The organism is Butyrivibrio sp. AE2032, from assembly GCF_000702965.1.
In genome coordinates this window covers 234,138-251,936 of the sequence record NZ_JNLF01000005.1, presented here as the reverse complement: position 1 = coordinate 251,936, position 17,799 = coordinate 234,138, and the positions used below count along the sequence as shown (strand labels likewise).

General features: G+C 47.0%; 12 protein-coding genes and 1 tRNA gene. 9 read left to right on the top strand and 4 right to left on the bottom strand.

Annotated elements, in window-relative coordinates; all coding sequences use genetic code 11:
* Window positions 1-76: 76 nt before the first annotated feature.
* The 8 genes from abc-f (at window position 77) to BO18_RS18790 (ending at window position 12,674) form a co-directional block, all read left to right on the top strand.
* Window positions 77-1,984: a ribosomal protection-like ABC-F family protein gene (abc-f, locus tag BO18_RS18825; RefSeq protein WP_034448950.1), complete on the top strand. Its 1,908-nt coding sequence runs from the start codon at window positions 77-79 to the stop codon at window positions 1,982-1,984.
* An 863-nt stretch (window positions 1,985-2,847) separates the two neighbouring features.
* Window positions 2,848-4,128 (top strand): 3-isopropylmalate dehydratase large subunit, encoded by a 1,281-nt coding sequence (gene leuC, locus BO18_RS18820; RefSeq protein WP_034448949.1) that lies wholly within the window; start codon window positions 2,848-2,850, stop codon window positions 4,126-4,128.
* 16 nt (window positions 4,129-4,144) lie between these two features.
* Entirely contained in the window at window positions 4,145-4,639 is a 495-nt protein-coding gene (locus BO18_RS18815; protein WP_034448948.1) for a 3-isopropylmalate dehydratase small subunit, read from the top strand.
* 11 nt (window positions 4,640-4,650) lie between these two features.
* Window positions 4,651-5,757: a 3-isopropylmalate dehydrogenase gene (gene leuB / locus BO18_RS18810; RefSeq protein ID WP_034448947.1), complete on the top strand. Its 1,107-nt coding sequence runs from the start codon at window positions 4,651-4,653 to the stop codon at window positions 5,755-5,757.
* Window positions 5,758-5,784: 27 nt separating this feature from the next.
* Window positions 5,785-7,323, top strand: a complete 1,539-nt coding sequence (locus BO18_RS18805) for a Ppx/GppA phosphatase family protein (RefSeq protein WP_034448946.1) — start codon at window positions 5,785-5,787, stop codon at window positions 7,321-7,323.
* Entirely contained in the window at window positions 7,323-9,851 is a 2,529-nt protein-coding gene (locus BO18_RS18800; RefSeq protein ID WP_207643581.1) for an RNA degradosome polyphosphate kinase, read from the top strand. Before BO18_RS18805 ends, BO18_RS18800 begins: the two co-directional genes overlap by 1 nt.
* A 377-nt stretch (window positions 9,852-10,228) precedes the next feature.
* A complete protein-coding gene (locus BO18_RS18795; protein ID WP_034448945.1) occupies window positions 10,229-10,942 on the top strand; it encodes an ABC transporter ATP-binding protein in 714 nt (237 codons plus the stop codon).
* Window positions 10,935-12,674 (top strand): hypothetical protein, encoded by a 1,740-nt coding sequence (locus BO18_RS18790; protein ID WP_034448944.1) that lies wholly within the window; start codon window positions 10,935-10,937, stop codon window positions 12,672-12,674. The genes BO18_RS18795 and BO18_RS18790 overlap by 8 nt, the downstream gene beginning before the upstream one ends.
* Before the next feature lie 41 nt (window positions 12,675-12,715).
* On the opposite strand, the gene BO18_RS18785 is transcribed toward BO18_RS18790, so the two are convergent.
* The 3 genes from BO18_RS18785 to BO18_RS18775 all read right to left on the bottom strand — a co-directional run bounded on the left by BO18_RS18785 (window position 12,716) and on the right by BO18_RS18775 (window position 16,963).
* Window positions 12,716-15,067 carry a glycoside hydrolase family 2 protein gene (locus BO18_RS18785; protein WP_034448943.1) on the bottom strand — a complete coding sequence of 784 codons (2,352 nt, stop codon included), beginning with the start codon at window positions 15,065-15,067 and terminating at the stop codon, window positions 12,716-12,718.
* Window positions 15,068-15,103: 36 nt separating this feature from the next.
* A complete protein-coding gene (gene pepT / locus BO18_RS18780; protein ID WP_034448942.1) occupies window positions 15,104-16,348 on the bottom strand; it encodes a peptidase T in 1,245 nt (414 codons plus the stop codon).
* 105 nt (window positions 16,349-16,453) lie between these two features.
* A complete protein-coding gene (locus BO18_RS18775; RefSeq protein WP_034448941.1) occupies window positions 16,454-16,963 on the bottom strand; it encodes a PH domain-containing protein in 510 nt (169 codons plus the stop codon).
* Between the two features lie 214 nt (window positions 16,964-17,177).
* Between BO18_RS18775 and BO18_RS18770 the strand changes: the two genes are divergently transcribed.
* Entirely contained in the window at window positions 17,178-17,579 is a 402-nt protein-coding gene (locus tag BO18_RS18770) for a hypothetical protein (RefSeq protein WP_034448940.1), read from the top strand.
* Between the two features lie 139 nt (window positions 17,580-17,718).
* Here BO18_RS18770 and BO18_RS18765 read toward each other — a convergent pair.
* Window positions 17,719-17,793 (bottom strand) — tRNA-Ala (locus tag BO18_RS18765).
* Window positions 17,794-17,799: the final 6 nt, after the last annotated feature.

The following is a 17,799-nucleotide window of genomic DNA, read 5'->3' as shown; positions in this document are numbered from 1 at the left end:
TCTTCAATTAGTGAATGACTTTTTATTGCCGAAGTTATACAATGAGTGCCGTGAATTTATTTGAAAGGGTGAAGACATGCCGCTCCTGACGCTTAACAACATCACGATGAATTTCGGACCCCGCCGTATACTCGACGGTGTTTCTTTCCGTGTGAACAAAGGCGACAGGATAGCTTTCATCGGAGACAACGGAGCAGGCAAGTCGACGCTGTTCAAGATAATCAAAGGTTCCATTACACCTGATGACGGTGAGGTCATACTGCACGGAAATACCATCGCAGGTTATCTGTCTCAGAATATGGATGAACAGGACCTTTCAGGTGCTTCACTGAAACCTTCGAATATGCTCGAACTAGAGCTTAAGATCGAGACTGTATCTTCAAAGATCTCACATTCATCCGCCAATAATGAAGATGCATCTTCACTTGTGGAAGAACTGTCAAAACTGCAGGCGCAGTATGATGCTTGCGGCGGTTACGATTATGAATACAGATTGAAGGATGCGCTTGCGGGATTAGGTCTTGCGGACATACACGGAAGAGATGATTTTTCCGGGCTTTCAGGAGGAGAGAAGATGAGGGTATGCCTTGCAAGACTTATCGTCGACAGGCCTGACATCCTGCTCCTCGACGAACCTACCAACCATCTCGACATGGAAGCTGTAGAATGGCTCGAGAAGTTTCTTTCCTCTTATGGCGGCGCTGTTTTCGTTATCACGCACGACAGACATTTCATCGATCAGGTCGCTACAAGAGTAATAGAACTTGACGGCGGGCACATCACGGAATACAAAGGCGGTTACACCGATTATAAGGAACAGAAGGAACACTTCATAAAGTCGCAGTCACTGGTCACAAAAGCACTTGAAGAAGAGCTTGCGCACCAGCTCGACGTTAAGCAGACGATGCTTTCTCACCGCAACATCAGCGGTTATCACCAGAGAGAAAAGATGGTCGCGAAGCTCGAAGACAAACTCGAAGAGGCGAGAGCAAAACTTCCTTCGGGCTACGCAAAAATGAGTTTTACCGCGCAGCCTCTTGAGCGTACGGGAAGATCTGACAGGATAATACTTCAGGCAAAAGAACTGTCCATGAAATTCGAAGACAGCGATGATGCGCTGTTCAGTAATCTGTCATTTGAGGTAACGGCCGACGAGAAATTGTTCCTTGCGGGTCCGAACGGCTGCGGAAAGACGACACTTTTAAAACTTTTATCCGGTCATGCTGGCGAGAAACTCAGCGGATCTTCAGGCACTGTCCTGATCGGATCGGCGCAGTCAATGGGATATATGGAGCAGTTTGTTCCTTTTGATGATGAAGAACTCTCATGCTTTGATGAACTTGTATCGAGAAGTGATATAGGAACGACTGAAGCTAGAACGCTTCTTGCAAGATTCGGCTTTAAGGGCGACGACGCGTTCAAGAAGATATCGATGCTGTCGGGCGGCGAAAGATCAAGGCTTTATCTGTGCTGCCTGTTGAGAGAGAATCCTGATATCCTGTTTTTGGACGAGCCGACGAATCACCTGGATATCAACTCGAGAGAGATACTCGAGGATGCGATAAAAGAGTACAGCGGCGCCGTTATCTGCGTCAGCCATGACAGATTCTTCATCGATAAATGTGCGGATAAGATACTCGGATTTAAAGACAGCAATGCATCTTTGTACGATTCATATTATTTCTACAGGAAAGCCGTTCTTGCAGGCAATATTTCACCTGCTGTCCCTGAGGCAGAAACGAAAACTGAAAATGAAAACACTGTAAGAAATGCCAACCGCGCCCGGGAACGCAAAGAGTCGGCGAAACGCCGTCAGAGGATCGCCGAGATAGAGAAAGAGACATCCAGGCTCGAAGCCGAGCAGAAAGAACTCGAGGCGAAGTTCGGCGGTTCATGCAGCAGCGAAGACCTTAAGAGATACGAGGATAATGCGAATAAACTTGCGGCTTTATACGACGAGTATTTCGAATTGAACGAAGACTGACAGTGCTGTCTCAAAACATAATGAGACAGCCCCTTAGTTGTTTCAGCAAGTGTGGCAGTTGCAGTTGATTGCAGAATTCTGACCTGTCTTTTCGACAGGTATCGAAATCGAAGTGATTATCTGCGTTTCGATACCTCGACTTTTGAAAGGTGAGATCGAAATTATCCCAAGATGAGGTTTTCTTGTGATTTGGGATAAAATTTGTGCTCGAAATTATCCCAAGATGAGGGTTTCTTGCGATTTGGGATAAAATTCGGACCGCAAATTATCCCAAGTGAAGCATTTTTAAGCTTTTAGGATAAATTCACCTCTTAAAACTATCCCACGGAGGCAATAATTCACGGTTTGGGATAAAATCGCCTGCAAGGAAAGCTACGATATCGTTTTCAGGAAAAAGTCTTCAATAACGATATCTGCGGGAGATCAAAGATATCGTTTTTAGGAAAAAAACTTCTAAAACGATATCAGTGGAAGATCAAAGGTATCGTTTTCGGAAGAAAAGTCTCAATAACGATATCTGCGGTTCAGCCGAGGTATCGAAAACAAAGGATTTCCCCGGATTTCGATACGTTGAACTCTCGACAGGTATCGGAAACGGAAGATTTTTAACATTTCGATACTTTGGCCTTCCGGCAGACATGGCTGGTCATTAGCACATCCACTTCAAGGGGTCAGTTTTTCGCCGTTTTTACACGGCAGAAAAGCAGGCATTGGGCAAATGCCTGCAAAAAATCGAAAGTAAGGGGCTGTACCGGCATTTTGATACAACCCCTTTTTGTTTCCTCTACGGATAAACATATATACTTTCTAGTTTAATAAAATTATTGTAAAATATTTATTATTGTTTCCGGAGGTGCAGACATATGCCGATGACCATGACGCAGAAGATCCTTGCAGACCATGCGGGACTGGAAAGCGTTGCTCCGGGAGACCTTATCGAAGCAAAGCTCGATTATGTTTTGGGCAACGATGTTACGACTCCGCCCGCGATTAAGATATTTGAAAAACTCGGCGTAAAGGAAGTTTTCGATAAGGAAAGGGTCCTGATGATCCAGGATCATTTCACTCCGAATAAAGATATTAAATCCGCTGAACTTAATAAGACAATGCGGTGCTTTGCCCGTGAGCAGGGCATCACTCATTACTACGAGCTCGGCAGGAGAGAGATGGGAATAGAGCACGTTATCCTTCCCGATAACGGCATCGTTTTCCCCGGAGATCTGGTTATAGGCGCAGATTCCCACACATGCACATACGGGGCATTGGGGTCTTTCTCGACCGGCGTCGGCTCGACCGATCTGGCATGCGCAATGGCGAGGGGAGTTACCTGGTTTAAGGTCCCTGAGGCGATAAAGATCAACCTTACCGGAATGTTTAAAAAGTTCGTTACGGGAAAAGATCTGATACTCAGCATCATCGGCATGATCGGCGTTGACGGGGCTCTTTACAAGTCTCTTGAATTCGGCGGCGAGGGAATAAAAGCTCTTTCCATGGACGGACGTCTTACGGTTTGCAACATGGCCATTGAGTGCGGCGCGAAGAACGGCATTTTCCCCGTTGATAACTATACGCTCAAGTATATCTCCAGGACAAATCCCGAGAGATTCGTCAAGAGCGGTTACAAAGTCTATACCGCGGATGAAGATGCGGAATACAGTCAGGTGATAGATATCGATCTTAACGACATCGACTTGACCGTGGCGCTTCCTCATCTGCCTTCAAATACCAGAAAAGCGTCTGACTGCAGGGATATGAAGATCGACCAGGTCGTTATCGGTTCCTGCACAAACGGCAGGCTCGAGGATATCGGAGCGGCCGCCACGATACTTAAGGGACTCAAGGTACATGAGGACGTAAGATGCATCGTTATCCCGGGTTCACAGAAGGTATACAGACAGGCGCTCGAAAACGGCTGGCTTGAGATACTGGATGATGCAGGATGCGTCATATCCACACCGACTTGCGGTCCATGCTTAGGCGGTCATATGGGTGTTCTCGCAAAGGGCGAGAGATGCGTTTCCACCACTAACAGAAACTTTGTAGGACGCATGGGTGACGTGGGTTCCGAAGTAATACTGAGCGGAGTCCCCGTTGCGGTAAGTTCGGCTGTGTTGGGGCGTGTCGGAACGCCTGACGAGCTCTGATAAAAGGAGGTCCTTCATGAAGGTCAGCGGAAAGGTTTTCAAATACGGAGACAACATCGATACCGATGTCATCATCCCGGCAAGATATCTTACTTCTGCAGATCCGGTGCACCTTAAGGAACACTGCATGGAGGACATCGACGTGACATTCAGGGAAAGGGTAAGACCCGGTGACATCATGGTCGCGGGAAAGAATTTCGGATGCGGTTCTTCGAGAGAACATGCGCCTGTCGCCATAAAGGCAAGCGGCGTCTCTTTGATAATCGCTGCGGATTTCGCGAGGATATTCTACCGCAATGCGATCAATGTAGGCCTTCCGATACTGGAATGTCCGGAAGCGGCGGAAAAGATATCCGAGGGAGACGAGATAGAAGCAGACTTCGATACGGGAGTCATTACGGATAAGACTACGGGCGAGAGCTTTAGTGCTAAGGCTTTTCCTGAGTTTATAAAGAACATTATGGCAAGCGGCGGACTGGTTGGTTATACAGAGGCCGGGTTGAAAGACTAAGGGGTAAGAATATGCCAAAGAAGTATAATATTGCAGTTATTCCCGGAGACGGGATCGGTCCCGAGATCACTTCGGCAGCCATCGAAGTATTAGAGGCTGCAGTGGCAAAAAAGGAGATCGAGATCTTTACCAAAGAACTTAAGGCAGGCGGTGCCGCCATTGACCTTTACGGCATACCTTTGCCGCAGGAGACGATCGCGGCTGCAAAGGACAGTGACGCTGTCCTGTTAGGCGCCGTAGGCGGTCCGAAGTGGGATGACATGGAACCTGAAGTAAGACCGGAGAGAGCTCTTCTCGGATTGAGATCAGGTCTTGGCCTTTATGCAAATATAAGACCCGTAAAAGTCTATGACCAGCTCAAGGACGCGTCTCCTCTTAAGAATCCCGGAAATATCGATTTTATTATCGTCAGGGAACTTACCGGCGGCATCTATTTCGGAAAGAACGGAGTATATCAGAGCGGCGACCGCCTTCCTGACGGAACGGTAAAGGGGAAGATCGCTTTTGATACCGAGAGTTATTCTGAAGGTGAGATCAACAGGATCTTAAAGATCGCTTTCGAGCTCGCGATGAAGAGACGCAGGAAGGTTACTCTTGTCGACAAGGCAAATGTCCTCACGACCAGCAGGATGTGGAGAACACTTGCGAGCCAGATGAGCTTTGATTTCCCTGAAGTCGAATTGGAGTGCCTGTATATCGATAACGCTGCAATGCAGCTTATCAGCAGACCTTCGAGCTTTGACGTTATCGTTACGAGCAATCTCTTCGGAGATATTCTGTCGGATGAGGCAGGGCAGATCGCAGGTTCTATCGGCATGCTCCCGTCAGCATCGATCGGCACTCCGGGAACCCCGGGTCTTTTCGAACCCATTCACGGATCGGCTCCGGACATCGCAGGACAGAACAAGGCTAATCCTTTGGGCGCGATCCTTTCTGCTGCAATGATGATGAGGATCATGTTCAACGAGGAAGAGATAGCTTCAGATATCGAGGAAGCAGTCAGGAAGACGCTTGAGAGCGGGCTCCGCACGAGCGACATAACATTTATCGGTGAGAACAATAACGTAACTCTTGTCGGGACAACAGAGATAACGAAGGCCGTTATAGAAAATCTCTGACAGGAAACGGAAAAGAGGAAATAACAGATGGCTAAAAAGCTTGTCGCGGTGATCGATGTTGGATCGCTCACGGCGAGACTTAAGATATTCGAGATAGGATCAAAGGGAAAACCCAAGGAGATCGAGGCAGTCCGCAAATTTACAGGACTCGGAACAAGATCATACAGTTCAGGCGTTATCCAGCCGGCACAGGTGGAAGAACTCTGCAGGTGTCTTAAGATGTTCGACGAGAAGTGCAAGGAATACGGCGTTGCGCGTGTTTTCTGTGTTGCCACGTCGGCGTTCAGGGATGCTTCAAATGCCGAAGTCGTAATAGAGAAGGTCAGGACCAGAACGGGATTTAAGATCAAGGTCCTCGACAACTCGATGGAGCGTTACTACCAGACAATTGCCGTGCAGGCGATATATCCTGATTTCGCGAAGATCATATCAGACGGAACGATGATACTCGACATAGGTTCAGGCTCCATACAGGCTTCGGTTTACGACAAGTCCGAATTCTTATTCAGCCAGAATCTCCTGCTCGGATCTTTAAGGATCTCCGGAATGCTCTCGGATCTCCAGAGCAAGACCACGCACTATGACGAGGTTCTCCAGGAGTTCGTCGCGCAGGACCTGGACGACTATCACGCAATGGAGCCGAAGGGGATAATCTATAAAAATCTCATAGCTTTCTCGGGAGAGATGGGTTATATAAAGAAGCTTGCGGATAAGGATTCCATGAATTCGGTTACCCTTACCAAAGAGGAATTCCTTAAGGTTTATAACTACCTTCTGAAGATGAGACCTTCGGATCTCACGCTCAAGGATAATATCCCTTCAATGATCGCTCCGCTCCTTCTTCCCACGGCGCTCATCGTGAAGAACATGCTCGAATATACCGGCGTTGACATGATCTACATGCCTCATGCGTCTCTGTCTGACGGGATCATCTATTACTACTGTGTCAATTCACAGGGTTTGAAGACAGAGATCTCTCCGGACAGTTATCTCATCTCTGCCGCAAGGCACATCGCGAAAAGATACCGCTCGAGCAAGAAGCATATCGAATACGTCGAGAAGGCTGCACTGCTTTTCTTCGATGAGACAAAGAAGATAAGCGGACTCGGAAACCGTGACAGACTGCTCCTGCAGATCGCCGTAATACTTCACGAGATAGGCAAGTTCGTTCACTCGAGAAATCACAGCGACGCAGCATATTCGTTAATCAAGAATACAAATCTGATGGGCCTTGACCACGATGAGGTCAATATGCTCGCCATGATCGTAAGGCTCTATCCGAGGAACAAGCCTTACGACAGTTACTACTATTCGATCCTGCCGCCTGACCAGAAGGTCATCGTATCAAAGCTCGCGTCGATCTTAAAGATCGCCGATGCTCTCGATGCTTCTCATAAGGAAAAGGGAAAGAAGATCCAGTGCAGGATCAAGGATAACGAGTTCGTTATCACCTGTGACGCTTCGGAGGATATGTCTTTCGAGAAATGGGCATTCGAGAACAGGAGCGTCATGTTTGAAGATGTTATGGGAATCAAACCGGTTCTCAAGACCAGGAGGGAAGGCTAATGGCAGTCAGAAAGAGCGCTTCGCAGCGCAAGGCAGATACATCGACCGGAAAGACACAGTCAGCAAAGAAGACAGCTGCTAAGAAAACGGCTTCAAAAAAGACAACGGTAAAGAAAACGGCTGAAAAGAAGTCTGCTGTAAAGAAAACGGCTGAAAAAACTGAGACCAAAAAGACAGTTGCAAAGAAGGTTGCTGTAAAGACTGAGGCAAAAAAAGCAACCGCAAAGAAGGTTGCTGCAAAGAAGGTAACCGAAAAGAAGATCCCTGAAAAGAAGCCGAAATCTTTTGTCGCTTCGCCAGAGATCACCGGTGCTGATTATAGTGAATCGACCGCATCCTTCCTTAGCGGAAACGACTGTTTCTATAACCGTGAGCTTTCCTGGCTCGAGTTCGATGACAGGATCCTGCACGAGGCAAGAGACGTAAAGAATCCGCTGCTCGAAAGGCTCAACTTCCTTTCCATAACGGCATCAAATCTCGACGAGTTCTACATCGTAAGAGTCGCATCGTTGCGGGATATGCAGAGTATCGATTTTGCAGAACGCGATATCGCGGGATTCTCGATCGACGAACAGCTCGAGAGGATAGATCAGAAGACAAGAAGGACCATGGCTCTTATGTATTCGACATACACGAGATCTCTCGTGCCTTCTCTTGCCCAGGAAAAGATCTTCCTGAAAAATTATGATGAACTCAGCGACCAGCTCAAGGCCATAGCAGATTCGTATTTCAAAACGGTCCTTTATCCTATCCTTACGCCAATGGCCGTCGATTCTTCAAGGCCGTTCCCGCTGATCTACAACCGCATGCTCAACATGTGCGTAATGCTGGAGAACGAACCCAAGAAGGTCAAGCTCCAGGAAAGAGCAACATATGGTATCAGCAGTGCCAAGGATAAGAAGACTGTCAACGAAGACAAATACATGTATGCGACCGTCCAGATTCCTACTGTTGTAAAGAGACTCTATCAGATACCGACAGATGACGGTGATGTTTTCGTTCCTGTAGAACAGATAATCAGGGCAAACACCGACATGCTCTTTGACGGCCAGACCGTAGTGGCTACGGCTTTCTACCGCGTAATGCGAAATGCGGATCTTGATATCGATGAAGATGAGGCAGAAGACCTCTTAAAGGAGATCGAGGCTCAGGTAAGGAGAAGAAGATTCGGTGAGATCATAAGACTTGAAGTCCAGGATGACATCGATTCTGATCTGCTCAAGTACATCGTTGATGAACTTGAAGTTGATGAAGCCGACATATTCAGCGTCAACGGACCTATAGATCTCACATTCCTTTCGAAGCTTGCATCGGCTTGCAAGGTGAAGCATTCAGACCTGTGCTATAAAGCACACGATCCCGCGGAAGCTGCATCTTTTGACGGTCCTGTATCCGAGCTCGACATTTTCGAACAGATCAGGGCGAAGGACAGGATCGTACACCATCCTTATGAAACTTTCGAGCCGGTCCTTGAATTTGTAAAACAGGCTGCCAGAGATCCGAACGTTCTCGCTATAAAGCAGACACTCTACCGTGTATCCGACAGGTCGCCAATCATCGCGTCGCTTCTCGAAGCTGCACAGAACGGTAAACAGGTCATGGTGCTTGTTGAGCTCAAAGCGAGATTCGATGAGGAAAACAACATCAACTGGGCGAAGAAACTCGAGAACGCCGGATGCCACGTTATCTACGGACTCGTAGGCCTTAAGACTCACAGTAAGATCACTCTTGTCGTAAGAAAAGAAGAGGACGGTATCAGAAGATATCTGCATCTTGCGACCGGTAATTATAATGACGTTACGGCAAAGATCTATACGGATCTGGGTCTTTTCACTGCTAATGAATCATTCGGCGAGGATGCATCGGAGTTCTTCAATATGCTCTCAGGATTCTCCATCCCGCAGACATGGAGAAGACTTATCCCGGCACCTTTGTGGATGAAGGATTATTTCATAGCAAGGATCAGGAGAGAGGCTGACAACGCCAGGGCAGGCAAGCCGGCGCGAATAATCGCGAAGATCAATTCACTGGTTGATGAGACCATCATAAAGGCGCTTTATACCGCTTCTAATGCAGGAGTCAAGATCGATCTCATCGTAAGAGGCATATGCTGCTTAAGGGCAGGCATTCCCGGCATGAGCGAGAATATCACGGTGCGTTCGATCACCGGACGTTTCCTTGAACATTCGAGAATATTCTATTTCTACAACGAAGGCTATGAGGATATCTATCTCGCATCAGCTGACTGGATGCCGCGTAATCTCAACCGCCGTGTTGAACTCCTGTTCCCGATCGAGGATCCTGACTGCAGGGCAAGGGTAAAGGAAGTGCTCGATGTTGAACTGGCAGATACGATAAGGGCGCATTTCCTTTCACCTGACGGTTCTTATCACAAGCTCGACCTGAGAGGCAAGGAGAAAGTCGATTCCCAGCAGAAGCTCATCGACCTGGCTGATGCCGCAGTCGCAGAAAGACATAAGGCTATAGATAAGCACGAATTTATTCCTGAGGAAAGTCCGAAAGACTGAGAATAAGTAGATTAACTGCAAAAGGTGTCTTAAAGGTGATATGGTTCACTTTTGAGGCACCTTTATTATGCGCTGTTTATTGGTAGTCTGACATGCCCGAAAACTGCCCGGTTTAGACTACCAAATGCTCAAGATGGTAGTCTGACATACCCGAAAACTGGCTGGCTCAGACTACCAAATGTTCTAGATGGTAGTCTGACATGCCCGAAAACTGCCTGGTTCAGACTACCAAACATGGTAAATGGTAGTCTGAACCCCCTATAAATAATCAGTTTCAGACTACCAATTAAAGCCCTCTTCAGTTTTGACCTTATTAAGACACAGTTAAGATTAAGGAAAGGTTTTAATGATAGAATAGCGTGCGGAGGGATAATCTTATGGAATTTGTAATCAGTCATCTCGTAAAGAACTACGGCTCCAAGCAGGTGCTCAAGGATGTGGATTTTGTTTTTGAGGAAGGGAAGATCTACGGACTTCTCGGACGCAACGGCTCGGGTAAGACCACTTTCTTCAACTGCATAAACAGCGATATCGATATCAACTCGGGTTCATTCTATTTCAGGGACGGTAACGATCCGCAAAAGCAGATCCCCGTATTGCCTGAGGATATCGGTTATCTCGTATCGACGCCTACCGTGCCTGAGTTCATGACAGGCAGGGAGTTTTTGAAGTTTTTCATCGAAGTCCACGAGGAGATCGCTCCGGATAAGACCATCGATGAGTATTTTGATTACATGATGGTGCCTGAAGACGACAGGGACAGACTGCTGAAAGATTATTCGCACGGAACAAAGAACAAGATGCAGATGCTGCTCAACATAATCGCTTCTCCGCGACTCATGCTCCTTGACGAGCCTCTTACTTCACTCGACGTCATTATCGCCGAAGAGATGAAGAATGTCATAAGAAGCCAGAAGCAGGGAAGGATCACCATCTTCTCCACACACCTTCTTGATGTTGCCGTCGATCTCTGCGATGAGATCGTACTGCTTCACAACGGCAGGCTCGAACCGATCGATAAGAGCAATCTGGGTGACAGCGACTTTAAGGAAAAGATAATCGCAGCGCTGAAGGATCAGGACGATGCTTAACGATTTTAAGAGTACATTGACCAAGGTCATACACTTAAGGAGCATTATCGGCTATAACAGCCTTGTTTTCGCATTGAAGAAAACTCCTGTTATAGGAAAGATACTGCCTGATGCGCTTTACAGAACGAAATTCCTTAAGGTTATCTACTGGATATTCCATGTGATCCTTGAAGTACTGAAACTGTTTATCGGGAAGTTCGCCGGACTCGGGCTGATATATCTGGTAACAGCTTTCCTTACTAAAGAATATATAGAATTCGCTAAAGGCGAAGGAATGACTGAATCCACGCTTTTCGGATGCTTTGCGCTTTCTTTTTTCATCCTTTACGCATTATTCGGGATCCTGATCAACAGACCTGTTTTCAAATGCACCACTGAGAAGGAGTATCTGGTATTCATGCTCAGGATGAATGCCCGAAAACTAAACGACACGCTTTTCATCTATGAGCTGGGGAAATTGTTTATCGGATATCTTATCACGGGCCTTGTTGCCGCTTTATTCGGCGCGCCTTTACCTGTGTGCCTTGGAATACCTGTTCTTGCAGTACTGATTAAGATCTTCGGAACCGGTGCCCAGGCGGCAGTCTATAAGTTGAAGAATAAACACCACAAGCCTATGAAGACCAACGGTACATTTTATCTGATCACTGTTGTTCTTGTATTAATGATCATGCCCCCGGTACTGGTTTTCATAGCCAACGGACACTATGTTCCGCTGCCCATACTGCTGGCAGCCTCAATGTTGCTCGCTGCTCTCGGTGTATGGGGCTTTTTTGTCCTTAAAGGATTCGGCTCCGATCTTCACAGAAGAGCGCTCCGCGACAATATCGTCAGGACTGAAGTATCAAAGTATAAAGAGTCCGACACCACAAAGAGTTTCAAAAAGATAAAGGCCAACGGCACTGTTAAAGGCGACAAGAAAGGCTTTGAGTATCTGAATGCACTGTTTATAAAAAGGCACGGCAGGATGCTCATAGTAAAGCCGGTTATATTCACAGTCTGCCTTATGGTCATAATGGGACTTCTTATCTTTGAATTCGTGTACGGCTATTATACGAGATTCGGAGGTGATAACTGCCTTGCAATGGTCGGAAGCAATCTCATAAACCTTATTACATTCGGACACTATGAAGATGCGCTCCTGCCGTTTGAATCAGATTCTGCCGTATTGTTTTTCAGGTTCCTTGTCCAGTACCATCTGCTGGGTCTTCTGATACCCGTGTCGATTGCGGATAATTCATTCAAGAGCACGCAGGCCATGTTCATAAACTGTGACAACAGCCTCATGACGTTCAGCTTCTTCAAACAGCGCGATAAGATAATAAAGCTGTTTGACATCAGGCTTAAGCAGCTGATAAAGATAAATATCGCGCCCTCTGTTGCCATGGGTATTTTTGCCGATCTGATCCTTTTCTATACGGGCGGTCAGGATTATCCTTTCCAGTATCTGCTCACGATAGTCATCTGCATCCTGATGAGTGCCATCTATGCTGCTGTCTGGCTTACGCTTTACTATCTGTTCCAGCCGTTCACGACATCGGTCAATATAAAGGGCGGTGCATACAGGATCGCATGGATAATCCTGTCAATCGTATTCTGCATCGTATGCTGGATACCGGCACATTCTGCCATACTGGCAGCCGTATTGCTTGTGTTTACCGCAGTGTTCATATACTTTATGAGAAAACTGGTATATAAACACGCGCCCAAGACATGGAGAGTCAGGGTGTAACGTTTGCTAAGCGGTATCCTGAATTGCAACTGATGCGGATATCAGCCGTTCTTCGCGGAAGTGAATTCAAGTTCCATGCTGTCTTTTTCGAAGATGCCTTCATAGCCTTCGGGACAGGATATCTTTAACTTTATCTTTCCCTCGCCGCAGCTCCTGATGTAAGTGCCGCCCGCGCCGCCGCTGATGCGCGCACGCGCAGGTCCGATTATCTCGCCTGCGCCTTCGATCTCCATGGGGAGACTGTCATTGAAGAAGGGTTGGACATTGCCGTATTCATCGCAGACTGTGATCCTTAATGCGGCCACGTCGTATGTGTCCTTTTCGAAAAGTTTGTCTGAAGAACACTTAACTTCCATATGCAGTCTCTTGAATGCAGTCTTGCTGATGGTCTTAACGGGCTTGCCGTCCTTGTATCCCTCAAAAACAAACTTCAGTGTTGTGCCACCCCAGTTGCCGATATACTTTCCGAACAGCTGATATGCGTCTTCAAACTTCATGTGATATACGGCCATGGCCTCGACGAGACGCATCTTTATCTTGGCGGGGATGTCATTCATGCCGTAGATGCCGATATAGTTCATGGCTTCCTTGACTATCTTGTTCTGTCTGTCAGAAAAGCCCTCGTTTTCCTTCATCTGGTCGCCTATGAGGTCGTCGATCAGGATAGGGGCATTCCTAAGGTTTTTGTATACGGTATCCTTGTGCGTATACTCCTTGATGAACAGATCGTTCTTGTACATCTTTACGCTGTCACAGTTTGTGTAGATATAGGTTTTGCCGCGGTTTCCTGCAGGATGCTCGCCGATGTCGAAAGTGGAACTTACCTCAAGGAACGGTTCTTTCAGATCGCCGCACGCACTGTAGACATAAGATGCCTGCTTGGGATTCCTGAACATGTCCGTCACGCCGTGATAGCAGATGCGGTCTCCGGAACCGAAGTCCTGATGCGTGTTGTAGTCGAAGAAGCACCATCCGAATGAGCCTGCGATGTCATCGTAACCGGCTACCGCATCGAGAACGTTTGCGTGACGCAGTGCATGCTCGAGCCGGTGTTCTTCTGAGTCGAAAGGCTTGGTGGGGAACATGTGACCGTTATACTCGCTTATGAGATAAGGCGCATCCGGGTTTGTCGCAACCTTCTTCTTAGGATCGACGCCAGGAGTCTTTCCGTCGTGGCTGAAATCGTTATAAGTGTAAACGTCTTCCAGGAAACTGCTCTTCTTGAGATATCTGACGCCTCCCGTCGGTCTTGACGGGTCGAGTCTATGTGCTGTCTCATTGGTCTTTTTATAGAGTTCATCGTCGTCGACTGATTCATTGATGCGGACGCCCCAAAGTACGATGGAAGGGTGGTTCCTGTACTGGATGATCATCTCTTCGACATTCTTTACGGCCTGAGCCTTCCATTCGTCATTACCGATATGCTGCCAGCCCGGGATCTCAGTAAATACGAGAAGTCCCAATTCATCACATCTGTCTATGAAGTGCTGCGACTGAGGATAGTGGGAAGTCCTGACGGCGTTAAGTCCCAGCTCATTCTTCATGATATCCGCATCATATCTCTGCATGGACGCAGGCATGGCATATCCAACGTAAGGGTAGGACTGATGCCTGTTAAGGCCTCTGATCTTGAGCTTTCTGCCGTTGAGATAGTAACCGTCAGCCTTGAATTCGGAATCCCTGAATCCTATTGTTGTCATATATTCATCATCTGCTGAGGAAACAGTCAGTTCATAAAGGAACGGATCATCGGTGTCCCACAGTCTTATGCCGTCTATCTTTCCGCTTGCGAAGTGAGTGTCAGTAACATTTTCTGCTGTGTAAACCACATTGCCGCTTGCTTTTTCTTTCAGACAGATGCTGTAGGGGACATCCGTCTTTGAGAATGTGACGTCGATATCAAGAATACCGTCTGAACCTGCCCTGGCGAAAACATCGCTGATGTGGTTTTCGGGTCTAATCTCAAGCCTTACTTCTCTGTAGATGCCTCCGTAAGTCATGTAGTCGATGACATATCCGAAAGGAGGGATGTTCAGCGTCTCGTTGCTGTCAACACGGACCTTTACCGTGTTCGTTCCTGACAGTTTTACCGCATCGGTTATGTCTGCTTCGAAAGCGGTATAGCCGCAGTTGTGCGTAACGATCTCTTTTCCGTTTACATAGACGGTTGCCTTGTGTGCAACTCCGTCGAAAACCAGGAATATCTTTTTCCCGTATGCTCCGTCAGGCAGTTCGAAATCCTTCTGATATCCGCTTATCTTCTGATATATGGATTCATCGAAATAATCGTAGGGCGTGACGGCGACTGTGTGCGGGATCCGGACGCTTGCACCCTCAGGGAGAGCATTGAAATCATCGTTATATATCCAGTCATTGTTAAACGGTATCTTCATAAGACGGTTACCTTCCTTAGTATATTTTCGGGTTTCCTAATTGATGCTGCTGTGCGTTGCGATCTCTATGAGAAGTTCCGTGATCTTTTCGATCGATTCTTTGCAAACGAATTCATAAACACCGTGATAGTTGTGTCCTCCCGAACAGATGTTGGGGCAGGGAAGACCTTTGAAAGATAATGAAGCCCCGTCCGTTCCTCCGCGGATAGGCTCTGTAAAAGGTGTTATGCCTACTGTTTTCATCGCTTCGGTACACCTGTCGATTATGAAAGCATTGTCCGGCATTATCTTCGATATCATATTGTAGTACGTATCGGTGATCTCAGCATCGATCACAACACCAGGATTGTCAGCCGTGACCTTTTCGCAGATGGCTTTGAGTCTTGCTTTTTTCTCTTCAAAGCGTTCCATGCCGTGATCACGGATTATGTATCTCATGACAGTCTTCTCGCATGAGCCCGTTATCTCGATAAGATGGAAGAAACCCTCGTGATCACGTGTCGTCTCGGGACGCTCTGTATCAGGTATCTGCGAGTCGATTTGTTCTGCGATCCTTATCGAGTTGATCATCTTCCCATAAGCGTCGCCGGGGTGTACGCTGCGTCCCGTTATCGTGATCACCGCGCCTGCCGCATTGAAGTTCTCATATGAAATCTCGCCGATCCTGCCGCCGTCGACTGTATATGCATAGTCAGCATCGAAGCTTTCTAGATCGAAGTGCTTTGTGCCTTCACCGATCTCCTCGTCGGGAGTGAAGGCGATACGTATCTCTCCGTGCTTAGCTTCAGGATGTTTCATCAGGTATTCTGCCATGCTCATGATCTCTGCTATCCCGGCCTTGTCATCAGCTCCCAAAAGGGTAGAGCCGTCAGTCGTTATGAGCGTCTGACCGGTGTAGAGTTTCAGATCGGGAAAACTTTCGGGGGATAACACCTTCCCGTTGCCGAGAATGATATCGTTGCCATCGTAGTTTTCGATGATCTTCGGGTTGACGCATTTTCCCGGAGCTTCGGGCGAAGTGTCCATGTGTGAGATAAAGCCTATCTTCGGAATGTTCTCATCCGCGCCTTCCGAGGCCCTGATCCTGCAGTAGATATAGCAGTGCTCACTGTCGAAGATGATATCCTCATCAGGGATACCCATTTCTTTTAATTCGCCGATGAGGATCTGCGCCAGCTCAAACTGTTTTGCCGTGCTCGGTGAGGTGCCGGTGGTCTCGTCGGAAGCCGTATCAACGGTGATATATCTTAGAAATCTTGAGATTGCGTTTTCTGAAGGCATGGTTTTATGACTCCATTACGTTTTTATCCATTATAGCAAAGATACATAAACAGTCAGGAGCGGACTGAAAACTCACCGTTTTTAAAAGTTCATAAAACAGACGGATCAGGAACCGGTTACTTCCTCGATGTACTTGCCGGCCTGATAGAGCGGAATATCACTATAAGGAATCTCTTCGCGTTCGCAGGTAACAAATCCCAACAGCCCGTTGATCCTGGAAGCATTGTCTGTAAGCGTGATCTTCTTTCCGCCGCTACATATAATAGCCATCTTTATTCTGTATTCCTTATGGCGTTTTACGCGTCTGGAATAATCCTCGAAATCCAGTTCTTCGATATCCTCAAGAGCGATCTTTCTTTTCCCGAAAAGTTGTCTGATCACTACAGATTTATCATCTACGGTGATAACGGCCCCCATAGCTTTATCGATAAAGAACAGGATCAGCGATATTACTATCAGTGCGGCGAGGCCTATGCAGATGCCGATTGCGATCCCCCATAATTCCATGACCCCTTTGAACAGAGAAAGTGACATTACTGATATAAACCAAAGCACTGAAGCGACAGCCAGCACGACCTTTAAAGGAAAGAATTCATTCCTTATCCTGAAACTCATAGATTATTCTCCTTATTCCAAATCCCTGCAAAAAACGAAAAAACTAATCATCCCATCCGGTTTCCGGCCGGATGAGGTTATTATAACATATGTTGGTGTTCTTTCTCTATAATCTTCCGGTCCGGGTGTGATTGCAGTTCCGCATTTATTGTTGGTGCCGGATATATTGCTTATAATGTTCTTATCTCAAAAACTGCTTTAAGGAGAATTGTATATGAGAAATGCAAAAGAGATTTATCAGGAACTGGATATTCAAATTGGCAGAGAACAAACAGTAATTGAATTTTTTGTTGCTCCGACCAACCGCTCACTCCCGGGCAGTGATGAAACGGTCGAAACCTGTAGAAATAGAATTGCCGAATTGACGAAGATATGTAAGATCTTTCAAAATTATAAGCAACTTGATGAGAATGGCCTGTTCGGAGAATTTACCCTGGATATGCTTAAAGAAGCTGAAAGATTCTGCTCCAGTGAAAAAGAAAGATATTATAAGATCGTTACAGACAGTATTCACGGTTCAAACAATTATATTAATATCATCCCTAATACGGATATGGTGATCGTGTATATGGAAGCCGATATCTATTTGATGAGACTGATCGCATTGTGGAGCTGATGCCTATATGATACCGGCTATGTTTGCATGGGTAGGAGGGAGGTGATCCTTTACCTGTGCAAGGCTTGCATTTCCAGGGATTTTGCCCGAAGAAAAACTAAAACCGCCCAAACCATTGAGGTTCGAGCGGTTTTCCTTTTGGTGGAGCATACGGGATTTGAACCCGTGACCCCCACACTGCCAGTGTGATGCGCTCCCACTGCGCTAATGCCCCGTTTCC

Excerpts from the sequence above, each read along its gene's own strand:
- abc-f (WP_034448950.1), top strand. The coding sequence starts at position 77 with ATGCCGCTCCTGACGCTTAACAACATCACGATGAATTTCGGACCCCGC.
- leuC (WP_034448949.1), top strand. The coding sequence starts at position 2,848 with ATGCCGATGACCATGACGCAGAAGATCCTTGCAGACCATGCGGGACTG.
- BO18_RS18815 (WP_034448948.1), top strand. The coding sequence starts at position 4,145 with ATGAAGGTCAGCGGAAAGGTTTTCAAATACGGAGACAACATCGATACC.
- leuB (WP_034448947.1), top strand. The coding sequence starts at position 4,651 with ATGCCAAAGAAGTATAATATTGCAGTTATTCCCGGAGACGGGATCGGT.
- BO18_RS18805 (WP_034448946.1), top strand. The coding sequence starts at position 5,785 with ATGGCTAAAAAGCTTGTCGCGGTGATCGATGTTGGATCGCTCACGGCG.
- BO18_RS18800 (WP_207643581.1), top strand. The coding sequence starts at position 7,323 with ATGGCAGTCAGAAAGAGCGCTTCGCAGCGCAAGGCAGATACATCGACC.
- BO18_RS18795 (WP_034448945.1), top strand. The coding sequence starts at position 10,229 with ATGGAATTTGTAATCAGTCATCTCGTAAAGAACTACGGCTCCAAGCAG.
- BO18_RS18790 (WP_034448944.1), top strand. The coding sequence starts at position 10,935 with ATGCTTAACGATTTTAAGAGTACATTGACCAAGGTCATACACTTAAGG.
- BO18_RS18785 (WP_034448943.1), bottom strand. The coding sequence starts at position 15,067 with ATGAAGATACCGTTTAACAATGACTGGATATATAACGATGATTTCAAT.
- pepT (WP_034448942.1), bottom strand. The coding sequence starts at position 16,348 with ATGCCTTCAGAAAACGCAATCTCAAGATTTCTAAGATATATCACCGTT.
- BO18_RS18775 (WP_034448941.1), bottom strand. The coding sequence starts at position 16,963 with ATGAGTTTCAGGATAAGGAATGAATTCTTTCCTTTAAAGGTCGTGCTG.
- BO18_RS18770 (WP_034448940.1), top strand. The coding sequence starts at position 17,178 with ATGAGAAATGCAAAAGAGATTTATCAGGAACTGGATATTCAAATTGGC.